Source organism: Azospirillum sp. CT11-132, from assembly GCF_047302835.1.
Lineage (GTDB): Bacteria > Pseudomonadota > Alphaproteobacteria > Azospirillales > Azospirillaceae > Azospirillum.
This window is the reverse complement of the sequence record NZ_JBGLZA010000003.1, coordinates 554845-570970: the sequence shown is the minus strand read 5'-3', so window position 1 is coordinate 570970 and position 16126 is coordinate 554845. Positions and strand designations below refer to the sequence as shown.

12 protein-coding genes are annotated in these 16126 nt (G+C 70.5%); 2 read left to right on the top strand and 10 right to left on the bottom strand.

The annotated features are described in order from the left end of the window. Positions 1–33 precede the first annotated feature (33 nt). Positions 34–1662 (bottom strand): multicopper oxidase domain-containing protein, encoded by a 1629-nt coding sequence (locus tag ACCD06_RS08440; protein ID WP_413340032.1) that lies wholly within the window; start codon positions 1660–1662, stop codon positions 34–36. Positions 1663–1732: 70 nt separating this feature from the next. After that, entirely contained in the window at positions 1733–2095 is a 363-nt protein-coding gene (locus tag ACCD06_RS08435) for a hypothetical protein (RefSeq protein ID WP_413340030.1), read from the bottom strand. A 150-nt stretch (positions 2096–2245) separates the two neighbouring features. Between ACCD06_RS08435 and ACCD06_RS08430 the strand changes: the two genes are divergently transcribed. After that, on the top strand, positions 2246–2518 hold the full coding sequence (locus tag ACCD06_RS08430; RefSeq protein WP_247882721.1) for a hypothetical protein: 273 nt from the start codon (positions 2246–2248) through the stop codon (positions 2516–2518). Between the two features lie 17 nt (positions 2519–2535). On the opposite strand, the gene pbpC is transcribed toward ACCD06_RS08430, so the two are convergent. From pbpC to cutA, 5 genes are all read right to left on the bottom strand, one after another. After that, entirely contained in the window at positions 2536–4620 is a 2085-nt protein-coding gene (pbpC, locus tag ACCD06_RS08425) for a penicillin-binding protein 1C (protein ID WP_413340028.1), read from the bottom strand. A 3-nt stretch (positions 4621–4623) separates the two neighbouring features. After that, complete coding sequence (locus tag ACCD06_RS08420; RefSeq protein WP_413340026.1) at positions 4624–9837, bottom strand: MG2 domain-containing protein; 5214 nt, start codon at positions 9835–9837, stop codon at positions 4624–4626. 220 nt (positions 9838–10057) lie between these two features. After that, complete coding sequence (locus ACCD06_RS08415) at positions 10058–10969, bottom strand: LysR substrate-binding domain-containing protein (RefSeq protein ID WP_413340024.1); 912 nt, start codon at positions 10967–10969, stop codon at positions 10058–10060. Further along, entirely contained in the window at positions 10966–12204 is a 1239-nt protein-coding gene (gene glp, locus ACCD06_RS08410; RefSeq protein WP_413340022.1) for a gephyrin-like molybdotransferase Glp, read from the bottom strand. Before glp ends, ACCD06_RS08415 begins: the two co-directional genes overlap by 4 nt. 109 nt (positions 12205–12313) lie before the next feature. Next, the gene (gene cutA / locus ACCD06_RS08405; RefSeq protein ID WP_413340020.1) at positions 12314–12670 is read right to left on the bottom strand and encodes a divalent-cation tolerance protein CutA; all 357 of its coding nucleotides are present in this window, start codon (positions 12668–12670) and stop codon (positions 12314–12316) included. Positions 12671–12799: 129 nt separating this feature from the next. Between cutA and ACCD06_RS08400 the strand changes: the two genes are divergently transcribed. Then, on the top strand, positions 12800–13117 hold the full coding sequence (locus ACCD06_RS08400) for a hypothetical protein (RefSeq protein WP_413340018.1): 318 nt from the start codon (positions 12800–12802) through the stop codon (positions 13115–13117). A gap of 34 nt (positions 13118–13151) precedes the next feature. Here the strand turns inward: ACCD06_RS08400 and ACCD06_RS08395 are convergent, their stop codons facing one another. The 3 genes from ACCD06_RS08395 to glpX form a co-directional block, all read right to left on the bottom strand. Then, the gene (locus tag ACCD06_RS08395) at positions 13152–14363 is read right to left on the bottom strand and encodes an ATP-binding protein (RefSeq protein ID WP_413340016.1); all 1212 of its coding nucleotides are present in this window, start codon (positions 14361–14363) and stop codon (positions 13152–13154) included. Positions 14364–14646: 283 nt separating this feature from the next. After that, entirely contained in the window at positions 14647–14859 is a 213-nt protein-coding gene (locus ACCD06_RS08390; protein WP_158281976.1) for a DUF1127 domain-containing protein, read from the bottom strand. 210 nt (positions 14860–15069) lie between these two features. Then, entirely contained in the window at positions 15070–16071 is a 1002-nt protein-coding gene (glpX, locus tag ACCD06_RS08385; protein ID WP_174757304.1) for a class II fructose-bisphosphatase, read from the bottom strand. Positions 16072–16126: the final 55 nt, after the last annotated feature.

Genomic DNA, 16126 nt, shown 5'->3' with positions numbered 1-16126 from the left:
GGCTCGCGGTTCAATGCTGCGCGTCAGCCCTTCTCAGACGAACCCCTCATAGACCACCTCCGTCATCATCCCCGTCGCCATGTGCAGCAGGTTGTGGCAGTGCAGCGGCCAGCGGCCGGGGTTGTCGGCGTCGAAGGCGACGGTCACGCTGGCCATCATCGGCACCAGAACGGTGTCGCGCACCGCCCCCGCCACCGGCCGGCCGTCGATCGCCACCACCTGGAAATGGTGGCCGTGCAGGTGCATGGGATGGGCCATCATCGAGGCGTTTTCAAAGGTCAGCTCCACCCGCTGGCCATGGCGGACCAGCAGCGGACGGTGCTGGCCGAAGGTCCTGCCGTCCAGGCTCCAGACATAGGGCATCATCGACCCGGTCAGCTGCATCCGCCGCGTCTGGTCGGCCGTCCGCGCCGCCAGCGGCGTCATCGCGACCAACTGGCGTTCCAGCGACAGGTCCAGCGCGTCGGTCTCCGCCTGCCCCGTCTCCGCGACCTTCTCCACCGCCGCGCCGGGGGTGGCGAGGATGATGCCGGTGCGCTGCACCGCCCCTTCGCGCAGAGCCAGGATCGGGAAGGCGCCGCCGTCGGCGGGCAAGGTCAGGCGGATGTCGAGCCGCTGCCCCATCGACAGGCCGAAACGGCTGCCCGCCAACGGTTGCACCGGGTTGCCGTCGGCGGCGATCACCTGCCCGGTCAGCCGCCCGAGGTCGAGATGGAAGGCAGTGGAGGTGGCGCCGTTGATGACGCGCAGCCGCACCCGCCCGCCGCGTTCCACCCGCACCACCTGCGGATCGGCAAGGGTGCGGTCGTTGGCGAGATAGGCGTCGTAATCGATGTCGTTCAGGTCCATCGCCATGCCGCCGGACATGCCGATCATGTCATGCCCGTTGGCCTGAGGCGTGGACGCGTGCCCCATGGCGCCGTGGTTCATCTGGCCCTGGCTCATCTGGCCCTGGCTCATCTGGCCCTGGCTCATCTGGCTGTGGTTCATCTGGCCATGATTCATGGCGCCATGATCCATGGAGCCGTGGTTCATGGCCCCCTGCCCCATGCTCGTGGCACCATGCCCGCCATGCCCCATCCCGCCGGACGGCCCGCCCAGCGACGCCAGAATCTCGGCCGGGTCGCGGAAGGTGAAGTCGTGCAGCAGGATGACCACCTCCTGCTCGTCGGCGCGGAGATCCTCGTCGCTGCGGACCACCAGGGGGGCGGCCATCAGCCGTTGTTCCTGCATCCCGTGGTGGGAGTGCATCCAGTGGGTGCCGGTGCGCGGCGCGAAGTCGTAGCGCACCGTCAGGCCGTCGCGGATCGTCGGCCGGTTCACGTCGGCGACGCCGTCCTGGACATAGGGCGGCGTCTGGCCATGCCAGTGGATGACGGCGTCCTCCCCGGCCCTGTTCGTGAGGTCGACCAGAAAGCGCCGGCCGGGATCGAGGGTCAGCCCATGCGTGCCGTCGGGCTGGCGGATGCCGAACATGCTGGCGGCCTTGCCGTTCACCTCCAGGGTGCGGCGCTCGACGGTCAGGCGGACGGCGTCACCGGCAGTCGGGCCGGGAACGGGAGCGGCTGCCAGGACGGAGCGGGAAAAGGACGGCAGCAGGGCGGCACAGCCGCCGGCCACCGCCGTGGATAGCAGACGGCGGCGGGAAAGCGCGAGAGCCATGACGGACTCCGGATGATCGGGGGAGATGGGACGGATGACGGCGCCGTTCAGGACCTGCGGCGCAAGACCATCATCCCAGCCGGGGTGGCGGCAGATCGGGGCGCAGGCCCAGCCCCTCGCGCAACGGCCCGGCGGCCCAGCCCAACTTGGGCCCCGCCGACCCGAGCGGCGACGCCAGCTCGGCACCCGGCAATCCGACCGGCACGGCGGCGCAGGCCATTCCGGCGCAGCAGGGCTGCACCGCATGGTGCGGTCGGCCCGGTGCCTGCCGGCCATGGTCCACCCTGGTCGCATCCATCGCGTGGGACATAGTGCGCGACGCGACAGTGGCGGGTGAACCCGGCCGCTCATGCGGGCACGCGGCGGTGGCGGCGCCCGACCACAGCAGCAGGCCGAACATCACGAGGACCATCGCCCCCGCGACACCGCTCAACCTTCGCATCCAGTCGGCGACGCGCATCGGCACCGCACCGCTCCCGCTTGTTGTCAGCCTTTTCAGATAGGCCCGAGGGCCGAACCGGTCAACCACCTCCCACCGCGGGACAAGCCTTCTACCCATTCGGTCTTAGGCGTTTTCCCGAGCATGGAACTGCAACACACCACCCCTATATTGGCGGTCACCCGAAACCAGCCCGAACCCTTCCAGATGTCCGCCTCCGCCCGTCCGGCCAATTTCCCGCAAACCGCGACCCGCCAGCTGCATTGCGCCTGCTGCGGTCGTCCCTTCGTCCGTCCGTCCACGCGGGGACCGGCGCCGCTCTATTGCTCGGTGGATTGCCAGAAGCAGATGCGGGTGCGCACGCGGGTGTGGAGCCAGCGCGACGACGCGCCGTTCGGCCTGCGCCGCGCCTCTTAGCCGTACCTGATTGGGGGTCAGCGAATCTCGACGGTCGCGCTGTCGCTGCGGCCGTCGGCGTCCAGCACGGTCACCCGCACCACCCCCGGCCCCGCCGGCCGCCACAGCACCTCGCGCGCGATGGGCGACTGGGCGATGCGCCGGCCGTCGATCAGCCAGGACAGCGGGCGCCGCCCGCCGCTGGCGGTCAGGGTCATCGGCTCCCCCCTGCCGTCCGGCCCCAGCGCCTCCAGCACCATGTCGCTGACCGGGAAGGTCAGGCGCAGCCGGTCGGTCTGGCGCGAGCCGGCCAACTCCACCTCGCCCGGCCGCAGGCGCCGCAGCAGTTCCGGCGGCGCATCGTTGCGCACCGGCCCGGCGGGACGGCCACGCTCGGCCGGCAGCCGGTCGAACACCTCGAACAGCAGCGGGGCGGCGGTGTTGCGGCCGTAATGGTCGGGGCTGGGCGTGCCGTCCGGCCGGCCGACCCACACCCCCACCGTGTAGCGGCCGGTGACGCCGAAGGCCCAGGCGTCGCGGAAGCCATAGCTGGTGCCGGTCTTCAGCGCCACCGGACCGCTGCCGCGCAGTTCCTGCGCCTGCACCACCCCCGGCGGCGGCGGGGAGCCTTCCAGAATCGCCCGCACCTGCTGCGCCGCGGTGGCCGACAGCAGCCGCTGCTCCGGCCCGTCCTGCTGCTCCGCCGTGGTGCGCAGCGGGGCCACCAACCCGTCGCGCGCCAGCCCGCTGTAGAGAGTCGTCATATCCCACAGGCTGATCGATGCCCCGCCGAGCGCCACCGGCAGTCCCGGCAGCGCCGTGCCGCGGGGCAGCACCAGCCGGACGCCGGCCTTGCGCAGCGCCTCGGCGAAGCGCAGCGGCCCGACGCGGTCGAGCACCAGCACCGCCGGCACGTTCAGCGAGCGCTGCAACGCCTCCATCACCGTCAGGTCGCCGGTGAAGCTGCGGTCGAAGTTGCGCGGCGCCCAGTCGCCGAAGCGGGTGGAGACGTCGGCGATCTGGGTCAGCGGGTGGATGATGCCGTCGTCGAAGCCCAGCCCATAGATGAAGGGCTTCAGCGCCGACCCCGGCGAGCGCACCGCCCGCACCATGTCGATCGGTCCCTGCCGCGTCTCGTCCAGCGCGTCGGGACTGCCGAGATAGGCCAGGACCGAGCGGTCGCGGTTGTCCACCACCAGCACCGCCAGCCCGGCCTGCGGGTTCAGCGTCTCCGCCGCCCGGCGGGCCATCGCCTCGATGGCGTGCTGCAGCGTGCCGTCGATGGTGGTGGCGATCACCGGATGGCCGGGATTGGCACTGCGCAGCCGGTCAGCCAGATGCGGGGCGGACGCCGGCAGCGACAGGCGGGCCGAGGGTACCGGCAGGGTCTTCGCCTCCGCCACCGCCTTGGGCGGCAGCGCGCCGGCCTCCGCCACCCGGTCCAGCACCTTGTCGCGCGCCGCCTGCGCCCGCTCCGGATAGCGGTCGGGCCGCAGGCGGGAGGGCGATTGCGGCAGCGAGACCAGCAGCGCCGCCTCCGCCGCGTCCAGCTCCACCGGCGCCTTGCCCAGCAGCATCAGCGAGGCGGCGCGGATCCCCTCGATATTGCCGCCATAAGGGGCGAGCGTCAGGTACATGCCGAGGATGTCGCGCTTGCCGTAGCGCCATTCCAGCTGCGCCGCCCGGGCCGCCTCGATCAGCTTGGCGCCGAAGGTGCGCGGGCGCGGCTCCAGCAGGCGGGCAACCTGCATGGTGAGGGTGGAGGCGCCGGAGACCACCCTCCCCGCTCCCAGATTCTGCGCCGCCGCCCGCAGCACCGCCAGCGGATCGACGCCGGCATGGCTTTCGAAACGCCGGTCCTCATAGGCCAGCAGAAGCTCGACCAACAGGGGCGACACGTCGTCAACCGTCGCCGGCAGCCGCCACGCGCCGGCCGCATTGGTGAAGACGCGCAGCGGCTGGCCCTTGCGGTCGGTGACGGTCACCGACAGGTCGGCCAGCCGGTCCAGCGGCGGCGGGAACAGCCGGTCGAGCGCCAGCGCCGTCCCCAACAGGGCGGCGACGCCCGCCGTGGCAAGCGCCGTCCGCCGCACCCAAGCCTTGCGCATCCAGACCCGCGCCAATCGTCACTCCGCCGGATGGACCGTGATCCGCCCGGTGGTCTGGCGGGCGAAGAAGCGCGGCTTGTACATGTCCTCCAACGTGGCGCCCGGCAGTTCATAGGTGCCGGGGGTGATGGCGCGGACGATGAAGGCCAGCTTGAAGGTCTGCTGGTCCTCCGTCAGGTCCACCGCGGCGACATAGCGGTCGTCGCGCGCCTCGGTCGTGCGGGTGTAGCTGAGATCGCCCAGCCACTGCATCTCCTCCGGCGTGCCGCCGCCCAGCTTGGCGTTCTCGATTTCCCAGCCGGCGGGCAGCGCGTGTGTGACCATGCCCTGGTGGAACAGCTTGGTGTTGGCCTCGCCCTCCAGCACGACGACGAAGACGTCGTTCTGCTTGATGCTGTCGAGGTTCAGCACCTCGCCCTTGCGGGTGAAGAAGTTGCGCTTGATGCGCAGCCCCTCGCGCGCCGCCGGCTGCGGCGCCACCGGCACGCCAGACAGCGACATCGCCTGCCACACCGCCGCCTTGCCGGCGTTGGCGACCGGGATGCCGGCCTTCAACTGGGCCAGCGTCGGGGTCAGATCGACCCGCGCGCCGTCCTTCTTCGCACCGCCCAGCGTCACTTCGACCTTGGCCGGCGCGCCGCGCAGCAGGGCGTCGGCGGCCAGCACCGACCACGCCTTCTCCTGCGTGTTGGTGCGGCCGGCGGCGGTGGCGGAGGCCGGAAGCCGGTCGATCAGCGCCGGGATGCGGGTGCCGGCCATGTCGACCTCGGTCATCAGCGCCACCAGCGCCGCGGCGTCGCGGACGGTGGAGCCGTAATCGACATGCCACTCCTCGCGCGCCAGATGGGCGACCGCGCTGTCGAAGGCGCTGGCCGCCCGCTCCTTGTCGCCCATGCGGGCCAGCGCCGCGCCGAGCTGCCCCTTGGCAAGCGGCGTCGGCAGCTTTTCCAGCGCGGTGTCGTGCAGGTAGCGCGCCGGCCCCGGCAGCGACACGCCGGCCAGCGCCAGCGTGTGCAGGGCATAGGCGCGCACCGCCAGTTCCTCCGGCTCGCTCGCGCTGGCGATGGCGCGCTGGCGCAGCCAGGTCAGGGCGTCGGTCAGCGGCTTGTCCGGCACCGCCTCCCCCTTCTGCTTGGCGCGGACCAGGAACTCGGTGGCGTAGGCGGTCAGCCAGCCGTCGGCCTCGTCATGGGCACCCCACAGGCCGAAGGCTCCGTCGAAGCGCTGCTTGTCGAGCGTGCGGGAAATCGCCTGCTGGACCCGCGCCTCCAGCCCGTCGTCAGGCTTGCGGTCCTTGCCAAGCGCCAGTTCGACGTCGCGCACCACCAGCAGCGGCAGGGCGCGGCTGACCGTCTGTTCCAGGCAGCCGAACGGATAACGGTCGAGCGCCCGCAGGATGCCGGCGACGTCGAAGGGCGGCGCGGTGGTGAAACTGGCCGACCAGCTGGTGGTTCCCGGCAGATATGTGGCCAGCTCCGCCCCATCGAAGCGGACGCTCTCGCCGGGGGCGATCTGGCGGGTGACGAACTGGGTCTCCACCGCGCGGGCCGGACGGACGGTGATGCCGTACTCGTGGCTCAGCGCCAGGTTCTCCGGCCCCTTCACCGCCACGGCGACATGGCCGATGCCGGCGGCGACGCCCTTCAGCGGCACGACCAGCGTCTTGCGCTCGCCCTTCGCCAGCGGGACGGAAAGGGTGCCGCCCTCCACCGACACCGCGTCCTGCGCGGTGACCGCCACCTCATAGGTGCCGGCCGCCGCCTCGACATTGTGCAGCGACAGGGTCACGCGGCTGTCGTCGCCGGGGGCGAGGAAGCGCGGCAGGATGGCGTCGGCCACCAGCGGATCGCGCACCGTCACCGGACCGGCGGCGGAGCCGACCCGGCCGCGGCTGTAGGCCACCGCCATCAGCCGAAGCTCGCCGTTGAAGTCCGGCACGTCGAAGCCGATGCGGGCGGTGCCGTCGGCGCCGACCTTCACCGGCCCATGGAACAGCGAGACCACGTTGAAGGGCACCACCGGCAGCCCGGCACCGCTGGAATCGCCGCCCTGGCGCATGGCGCCATAGGGGCCGTCGAGCGGATCGATCAGCCGGCCGTAATCGTCACGGATGTCCAGGCCGAGGCGACGCTTGCCGAAATAATGCTTCTCCGGCTGCGGGCTGGCGAAGTCGGTCAGCCGCAGGATGCCTTCGTCGACCGCGGCCAGCGTGACATAGGTGTCCTCCATCGACCCGCCATCGGCGGCGGCGACCTTCACCCCGACCTCCAGCCGGCTGCGCGGGCGGATCACCTGCGGCGCGTCGAGCGCGACGGTCTGCGTGCGCACCGACGGATCGACGCCGACCCAGGCGACGCCCATGGCGCGCACCGGCTGGCGTTCCCGCCCCTTGACCGGCGGGCGGTAGGCGGTGGCGGTGACATAGGCGCCGGGCCCCCAGGCGGCATCGACCGGAATCTCCACCGTCGCCCCTTCGGCCGGGACCGACAGGGTGCGGACGTCGAAGATGCGGTCGGTCGCCACCGTCACCAGCAGTTCGCCGGCAAAGGGCGGCGCGATGCGGACGCGCGCGGTCTCGCCCGGCTTGTAGGACTGCTTGTCGGTGGAGACCTCCAGCTTGTCCGGGATGTCGGCGGTCTCGTCGCCGCTCGCCCAGCCGGAATAGAAGCGGTAGGAGCTGGCGACGCCGGCCGCCTTGTCCGTCACCTCCAGCCGGTAGCGGCCGAAGTCGCGCTTGCCGAGCGCCACCTGCGCCGGCTTGTCGGCGCCGACATCGACGGTTCCGGAGGCCAGCGGCACGTCGCGCACCGAGGCGTTGTAGCTGTAGCGGCCGTCGCGGCGGTACCAGACGAAGGAAACACGCTCCTCCACCAGTTCCCATTTGACGCCGGGCTTGGCGATGGCGCTGCCGTCCGGCGCCACGGCGACCAGATCGAAGGCGGCCTCGCCCCCCTCGCCGATGCGGCCGTCGGAAAAGCGCGGGCGCAGGCCCAGCGCATAGGTCTTGGGCCGCACCGGCACGCTCACCGACTTGTGCACCGGGCGCCCGCCCGGCTCCGACAGGGTGACGCGGATGTCGGCGCGCAGCGGCTTGCTGGTGTCGGGCACCTCCGGCAGCGTCACGGCGACGTGCGAGACGCCCTGCTCGTCGGTGGTCGGGAACTCCAGCGGGTCGAGCCGCTCGGTCGGGTTGTCCTGCACCCGGCCGAAGCGATAGTCCTTGAAGGCGGGATAGGGCATCGCGTCGGGCTTCAGCGCCACCTCGGCGGTGCCCTCCAGACCGGCGGCCGGCGGGCCGTAGAGGAAGCGGCCCTGCGCCGTCACCTCGAAGGGCTGGTTCGGCACCAGGATCGGCGCGCTGGCGGTCAGGTCGAGCGCCAGCTTGACCGGCACGAAGTCCTCGACCTGGAACCCGCCGCGGCCGATCGGCTCGCCCTTCGGGTCGCCATAGACCAGCACCTCCCAGCCGCCGAGCGGCGCGGTGCGGGTCAGGTTCAGCGGCAGGAAGAAGCCGCCGGCCTCCTGCCCCTTGAGGGCGCCGCTGTAATATTCGGTGCCGCTGGGGCGCAGGACCTTCACCGTCAGCGGGAAATTGTCGACCGCCTCCGTCTTGTCGTCGCGCAGCAGGATCGACAGGTTGACCGTCTCGCCCTGACGGTAGACGCCGCGGTCGGAATAGACGAAGGCGTCCATCGGCCCCGGCGCCGGACGCCCGCCGACCCCGCGGTCGCTGAGGTCGAAGGCGGCGCCGGTCAGGTCCTGCATGGCGAAATCGGTGCCGAGATAGGCCATCACCATCTCGGGCGCGTTGCCGCCGGTCTTCAAAAGGCCGGGCGCGAAGCGGGCGCGGCCGAACTCGTCGGTCTTCACCCGCGCCAGTTCGGTGTTGTTGCGGGCGACCAGCGCGACATCCACCCCCGGCAGCGGCTTGGCCGAGCCGAAGGAGCGGGCGAACACGGTCAGCCCGTCGGCGCCGCGGAAGCTGGTCAGGCCGATGTCGGACAGCAGGACCCACTGGGTCGCCAGCGCCTCCCAGCGGTCGCCCTCCTCGACGTCATGCGGGCGGGCGGTAACGACATAGAGGCCGGCCTTGGGATCGTCGCCCACCGCCTGACGGAAGGGGATCGCGGCGGTGGTGTCGCGGTTGCGCTCGCCCTTCACCTCCAACGAGCCGGTCCACACCAGCTCGCCATTCTCCTGGGCCAGCCGGTCGGCGGTATAGCCGGTCAGCTCGCTGAACAGGCTGGCGTCATACTTGTTGGAGACCAGCGCGCGGTCGGCGATGCGGTAGACCGACACGTCGAGCCGGTCGGTGTTGACGCTGACCACCGGGATGCCGTCGGCGCCCTTGCGCGGCAGGATGTAGGCGGAGCCGCGGAAGGCCGCCATGGAGGGCCGGTCGGGCACGCGCACGCGCTGGGTCTCGTCGGCCTTCAGCGCCACGCCGTCCTCGCCGGGCAGGCCCTGGCGCAGGGTGACGGTGTAGCCGTTGCCATGGGTGACGCCGCGCAGGCACAGGCTGTTGTCACGCGCCTCGATGGCGGTCTTCGTCGGCGGCTCCACCCGGACATAGTCGTCGAAGCGCACGCCCTGCTTGCCGCTCAGCCGGTCGTTGAACTGGAAGCAGACGCGCGGGCTGCTGCCCTCCGCATTCACGGTCACGCCGGTCATCGCCAGCCCGGCCTTGCGGCGCATGGCGACATAGCGTTCCTCCAGCTTCGGCGCGCGGGCATCGAGTGTCGCCGTGTCCAGCTTCGGCGCCAGCTCGCGAATCGCATTCAGCGCCTTCACCGCCTCGTCCGGCTTGCCGAACGCCTCGTCCATCAGGGTGGCGATGCGCCAGAGGATGGCGACGCGCTCCTCGTCCTTCGGGTTGAACTGCCCGGCCATCACGGCGCTCTGCAGCGCGCGGTCCTTGTTCGGCGGGGTGGCGGCAGTCCAGGCGGCGCTCAGCTCCAGCCAGACCGACGGCGAGCCGCCGCCCTGGGTGATGGTCTTCTCATAGGCCTGGATGGCGCCGGCCATGTCCTTGCGGTCGCGGGCGGCATGGGCCTGCTTGAGCAGGTCGGCGATGACCTGCGGCTTGGGCTGCGGCGGCGATTTCAGCAGCAGCCCGTTGGCATAGGCGGTGGCGTCGGACAGCGCCCCCGGCGGCGTGTAGTCGGCACGGACCGGACCGGCCGCAAAAACCATCACCACGAGGACCCAGAGCAGAGTCAGCAGCCGTGCCATCTTGTCGCCTTACAACCGGAAACCGAATCGAACCGGTTATAGCGCCGATAATCAGGCTGTTGCGATAGGCCGAACCGCCGATGCCACTTCTCGATAGGCAGCCAGATCCCCCTCTCCCCCCCGGGGAGAGGGTCGGTGTGAGGGGGATGCATGGGGTGGAGTCGGTGGGGAACGGAGAGTGCGAGATTCTTGAAGATCCTCGCCGCGCGTCCCCCTCACCCTAACCCTCTCCCCGGGAGGGAGAGGGAATGTCGTCCACCGCCACGCGCACGAATGCCCGTTCGGCGATGCTGCGGTAGCGGTCGCGGTGGCGAACCAAATGGAAAGGCCTGGCCGGCAGGTCCAGCCCTTCCAGCGCCACGATCCGCCCAGCCGCCAAATCCTCGGTCAGCATCAGGTCGGACAGAACGCTCGCCCCGACACCGGCGAGCAGCGCCGCGCGGATCATCCCGCCGCCGGGCAACGTCATGGCGACATCCAGCCCGGCGGGGTCAAGACCGACGCCGCGCACCGCCAATTCGAACAGCGCGCGGGTGCCGGAGCCGGGTTCGCGCAGGATCCAGCGCCCGGCCGCCAGTTCGTCCCGCCCCACCCGGCCAAGCCCGGCCCAGGGATGGGAGCCCCCCACCACCAGCCGCAGCCGGTCGCCCTCGACCGGTTCGCTGACCAGAGCCGGATCGGTCACCACCCCCTCGGCGATGCCCAGCTCGGCCCGGCCGTCGCGCACCGCCTCGGCCACCTGCTCGGTGTTGCCGATGGACAGGTCGACGCGGATGCCGGGATAAGCGGCGGCGAAGCGCAGCAGCCGCAACGGCAGCCAGTGATTGCCGACCGTCTGGCTCGCCGCCAGCCGCAGCGCGCCACGCGACAGTCCCGACAGCTCGGCCAGCATGGTCCCGGCCTCGTCCACCTTCGCCAGGATGGCGCGGGCCTGACCGTGGAGCAGCTGACCGGCGGCGGTCAGCTCCACCCGGCGGCCGATGCGGTCGAACAGGCGCAGGCCATGCTCCGCCTCCAGCGCGGCGATGGCGGCGCTGACCGCCGGCTGCGACAGGTGCAGCACCTCGGCGGCACGGGTGAAATGCAGCATCTCCGCCACCGTGGCGAAGATGCGCAGCTGCTCCAGCGTCACGCGAACAGACCGGTGAAGGGCAGGAAATCGACCAGATCGCCGGGATTCACCGCGGTGGCCTCCGCCGGCATGTCGACCAGCCCGTCGGCCTCCACCATCGAGGTCAGCACGCCGGAGCTGTTGCTGGGGAACTTCACGGCGACCGGGCGGCCATCCGCGCCGCGCTCCAGCCGGGCGCGCAGGAACTCGCGGCGGCCCGGCTTCTTGGTGAAGGTGAAGTCGGCGACAACGAGGCTGCGCGGCGTGGCGATGCCGGTCGCCCCGGACAGGCGCAGCACCAGCGGCCGGCCGACCAGCAGGAAGGTCACCATCGCCGACACCGGATTGCCGGGCAGCCCCAGGAAAGGCGTGTCGCCGACGCGGCCGAGCGCCAGCGGCTTGCCCGGCTTGATCGCCAGCGTCCACAGGTCGATCGAGCCCAGCGCGTTGACCGCCGCCTTGACATGGTCCTCCTCGCCGACCGAAACCCCGCCGCTGGTGACGATCAGGTCGGCGGTGCCGGCGGCCTCGGCCAGGGCGGCGCGGGTGGCGTCCGGCCGGTCGGGCAGGATGCCGAGGTCGCGCACCTCCACCCCCAGCGCGTCGAGCTGGGCGGCCAGCGTATAGCGGTTGGCGTCATAGATGGCGTGGTCGGGCTTCGGCGTCCCCGGCTCCCGCAGCTCGTCGCCGGTGGAGAACAGCACAACGGTCAATCGCTTGCGCACGATCAGGCTGGAGCGGCCGACCGCGGCGGCGAGCCCGACCTCCTGTGCGCGCAGGCGCTGGCCGGAATGCAGAACCACCGCGCCGGCGGTCATGTCCTCCCCGGACAGACGGACGTTGGAGCCGCGCTTCAGCGAGGCCGGGACCAGCACGGCGTCGCCGTCGGTCCGGCAATCCTCCTGCATCGCCACGGTGTCGACCCCGGCCGGCACCGGCGCGCCGGTGAAGATGCGCACCGCCTGCCCTGCCCCAACGATGCCGTCGAACGTCGATCCGGCCGGCACACGCCCGACGATGTCCAGCCGCCGGAACCCCTCCCCCGCCGCGGCGGCGAAGGCCCAGCCGTCCATGGCGGAGACGTCGGCCGGCGGCACATTGACCGGGGCCACCACCTCCTCCGCCAGCACGCGGCCGAGCGCCTGACGCAGCGGCACCTCCTCCGTCCCGGTCACCGCGCCATAACCCTGCGCGACGCGGGCGACCGCCTCGTCCAGCGACAGGGGAATGGGGCCGTGTGCGGAGCAATCGTCCATGGTCTCGGTGTCCTTGATGAGGTGTGGCGGCGCCTTTCCTATCGCCAACTGCAGCCCACGACTTTGATCGACGTCAAGGCTCTGTTTGGGCATGGCGGCAATTCAGCCTTTACGCCGTCTCCGCCCGCAGCCAGTCCAGATAGGCCGGGTTGCCGCGCCCCAGCGCCAGTTCGACGACGCAGGGGGTGTCGTAGCTGTGCAGCTCGCGCACGCGGGCGGTCAGGCGGTCGAACAGGGAGGATCGGGTCTTGGCGATCAGCACCGCCTCGTCGGCCTGCTCCACCGCACCGTTCCAGCGATAGACGGAGGTCATGCCGTCCAGCACGTTGGCGCAGGCGGCCAGCCGCTCCTCCACCAGACTGCGGCCAATGCGCAGGGCCTCCTCCTTCGAACCGGCGGTGATATAGGCGAAGACCAGATCGTCGTTACGGGTTTCCGGGCGGGTCGCTGGGCTGGTTTCCGGCATGGGGAAAGCCCCCTCCTTTTCGATGCACCTGTGCCGCGCTTTCGCGTAGGATGCCCGCACTTTGCCACAGCCCCCATGGGGGCCGGCAATCCCCTGTCCGATCCCGTATCCGCAAGAGCAGCCCGTCCCATGGCCAAGTCCCGCCGTTCGTCGTCCCGCAGCACCCCGTCCGACGTCCAGGGGGCGTGGCTGCGCCGCGGAGTGGACCAGCCGGGCGGCAAGCTGCCGCTGTTCGACGAGCGCGGCCAGCGGGTGAAGAAGGTGACGGTGGAGGCCTGCCTGAAGGCCGGTTGGGCGGAGCGCTGGTTCGACAATCCGCTGAAGCCCGACTGGCTGGTCTGCCGCCTGACCGAGACCGGCCGCGCCGCGCTCGACGGCAATGGCCACGGCGACGCCGCCCCGGTCGGGGAGCCGCAGGACGATGTTCGGCAAGGCGCGCTGATTTAAAGGAGAAAAGCGGCGATCGGCCCGGCGCTGCGATTTACTGCGCCGCTTCCGCCAGGCCGCTGCCGCGCCTGATCCGCAGCTGGCGGTCGACCTCGGCCTGAAGCTGGCGCGGAGTCACCGGCTTGTGCAGGACGGCGACGCCGTGGGCGGAGGCATCGGCCAGGGTATCGGCGCCTGTCTCGCCGGTCAGAATCAGAGCGGGAACCTCGGCCCCATAATGTGCGCGCACGCGGCGGATCACCTCGGTGCCGACACGCCCTTCGCGCAGACGGTAATCGGCGATGACGATGTCCGGCACGCGCCCCAGCGACTCCAGCCGGTCCATCGCCCGGTCGGCGCTGTCGGCGGCGACGACGCGGAAACCCCATTCGGTCAGCACCGACTGCAAGCCCAGCAGCACCACCGCGTCGTCATCGACCAGAACCGCCAGCCGCGGCCGGTCGATGGCCGGCGGCCGTTCCGGACCACCCGGCCGTCCGGCCAGGAAGCGGGCCGGGGCCAGCGGCACCAGGACGCGGAAGGCCGATCCCTGACCGTGCACCGACCGGACCTCGACGGGATGGTCGAGCAGTTGCGACAGCCGCCGCACGATGGCGAGCCCCAGCCCCAGCCCGCGCAGCCGGTCGCGCTCCGGATTGCTGACCTGATGGAACTCGTCGAAGATGCGGTCGAGATGTTCGGGCGGGATGCCGATGCCGGTGTCCTGCACCTCGATCGCCAGCCGGTCGCCGCCCGGCGCGGCGTCGATGCGGCAGCGGATGCGGATCGCGCCGGCCTCGGTGTAGCGCAGGGCGTTGTCGACCAGATTGCGCAGCAGTTGCATCAGCAGGCCGCGGTCGCTGCGCAGGACCGCCTCGCAGCTCTCCACCCGCCAGACCAGCCCCTTGGCGGTCGCCTGCTCGCCATAGGCGGCGTCGAGCGCATCGGTGATCTCGCCGATCTCGAAAGTGTCCAGCACAGGCGTCACCACGCCCGCTTCCAGCCGCGACACCTCCAGCAGCCCGTCGAGCAGGCCCTTCATGGTGTCCAGCCCCTGGTCGAGCCGGGACAGCAGATCGCGACCGTTGTGGTCGCCGACATGGCGGGCGAGTGCGGCGGACAGGAAGAACAGGGCCTGGAGCGGCTGGCGGAGATCGTGGCTGGCGGCGGCGAGGAACTTCGATTTCGCGAGATTCGCGCGCTCGGCTTCCTCCCGGGCGGCATCGCGCTCCGCTTCCAGCGACTGAAGGCGATGAATGAGACTCATGCTTCGACCACGGCTCTCACGGAGGATGATGGGGTTCCCGAAGGCGCCCCGTTTCCATTTTCGAACAGAACCGGGGATAATGTTAAACTGCATTAACCATAATCATGCTGCAGCGCGCAACCCCTCCCAGGCATATGTGCCGCATGGGCAGGGTCCATGAAGAAAAGGTTAATGGTGGTTCATATGCGAAAGCCCCGGCATTTTTCCGGGGCTTTCCGCATTCGGGACTCGATAAGCGGTCCTGCGCCAAGCGTCGTGGGCAAACCTTTCGAGAGACCGGCCCTCAGAACCCCCGGCGGACCGCCATATGGATCTCGCCGCGGGTCAGTCCGATGTCGGACAGTTCGGCGTCGGACATATGGTTCAGCTCATCTTCCGCACGGTGAAGTTCAATCCGTTCGCGGACCCAATGAACGACACGTTGAAAGAGGGTATTTTCCTTTGTTCCGGCGGCAAACAATTCACCGGACGAAGACTGCATCGAAGAGTAGGCCATGATGATCTCCTGCGTTTGGCGCTGATTACATGAGCCTATTTTGCCTTTCGCACCCGCGAAATCAATGGCCGACCCTCTGCGGCCCCGCGTCGGCAGACCTGCGGGAATTCGATAGAACATTCGTGGGCATATCAACGCGGGCATAAAAAAACGCGCGGGAGGTCTCCCCCCCGCGCGCCTTTCGGAACAGTGGCTTGGCCGCCGGTCCGCTTACTTCACGCTGACTTTGCGCGACAGGTTGTGGTGCGCCTCGATGTAGCGGACCGTGCCCGACTTGGAGCGCATGATGACCGAGTGGGTGTAGGCGCCGCCCGGGAAGCGGCGGACGCCCTTCAGCATGGCGCCATCGGTCACGCCGGTGGCGGCGAACATGACGTTGCCGCGCGCCAGCTCATGCAGGCTGTACTTCTTGTCGAGGTCGGTGACGCCCCACTTGGCGGCGCGGGCCTTCTCGTCGTCGTTGCGGAACAGCAGACGGCCCTGGAACTGACCGCCGATGCAGCGCAGGGCCGCGGCAGCTAGCACGCCTTCCGGCGCACCGCCGGAGCCGACATACATGTCGACGCCGGTGCCGGCCTGGCTGGTGGCGATGACACCCGACACGTCGCCGTCGTTGATCAGCATGATGCGGGCGCCGGCTTCACGGACGCGGGCGATCAGCTCGGCATGGCGCGGACGGTTCAGGATGCAGACCAGCAGCTCCTGCACCTCGGTGCCCTTGGCGGCGGCCAGCGCCTTCAGGTTGTTGGCCGGGGTCTCGTCCAGGTCGACGATGTTGTCCGGCAGGCCGGCGCCGACGGCGATCTTGTCCATGTAGACGTCGGGGGCGTTCAGGAAGCCGCCCTCCTCCGCCATGGCGATCACGGCCAGCGAGTTCGGGCCGCCGGTGGCGCAGATGGTGGTGCCTTCCAGCGGGTCGAGCGCGATGTCGACCTTCGGACCGGAACCGATGCCGGCACCGACCTTCTCGCCGATGTAGAGCATCGGGGCTTCGTCGCGCTCACCCTCGCCGATGACGACGGTGCCGTCGATGTAGAGCGTGTTGAGAGCCTGGCGCATGGCGTCGACCGCGGCCTGGTCGGCCAGCTTCTCGTCGCCACGGCCCATCAGCAGCGAGGCCGACAGGGCGGCGGCCTCGGTCACGCGGACGGCCTCCAGCGCGAGGTTGCGGTCCATATGGGACAGATCGACATGCGTAGACGGCGTAGACATCGTGTGCTCCCCCCGACTCTTCGGTCGTATCAGGCTGAATTTGGTTATTGTGGGA

Bases quoted from the DNA above. Each gene is read 5' to 3' on its own strand.
- glp (WP_413340022.1), bottom strand. From the start codon at position 12,204: ATGGACGATTGCTCCGCACACGGCCCCATTCCCCTGTCGCTGGACGAG.
- glpX (WP_174757304.1), bottom strand. From the start codon at position 16,071: ATGTCTACGCCGTCTACGCATGTCGATCTGTCCCATATGGACCGCAAC.
- cutA (WP_413340020.1), bottom strand. From the start codon at position 12,670: ATGCCGGAAACCAGCCCAGCGACCCGCCCGGAAACCCGTAACGACGAT.
- ACCD06_RS08430 (WP_247882721.1), top strand. From the start codon at position 2,246: ATGGAACTGCAACACACCACCCCTATATTGGCGGTCACCCGAAACCAG.
- ACCD06_RS08440 (WP_413340032.1), bottom strand. From the start codon at position 1,662: ATGGCTCTCGCGCTTTCCCGCCGCCGTCTGCTATCCACGGCGGTGGCC.
- ACCD06_RS08420 (WP_413340026.1), bottom strand. From the start codon at position 9,837: ATGGCACGGCTGCTGACTCTGCTCTGGGTCCTCGTGGTGATGGTTTTT.
- ACCD06_RS08395 (WP_413340016.1), bottom strand. From the start codon at position 14,363: ATGAGTCTCATTCATCGCCTTCAGTCGCTGGAAGCGGAGCGCGATGCC.
- ACCD06_RS08400 (WP_413340018.1), top strand. From the start codon at position 12,800: ATGGCCAAGTCCCGCCGTTCGTCGTCCCGCAGCACCCCGTCCGACGTC.
- ACCD06_RS08390 (WP_158281976.1), bottom strand. From the start codon at position 14,859: ATGGCCTACTCTTCGATGCAGTCTTCGTCCGGTGAATTGTTTGCCGCC.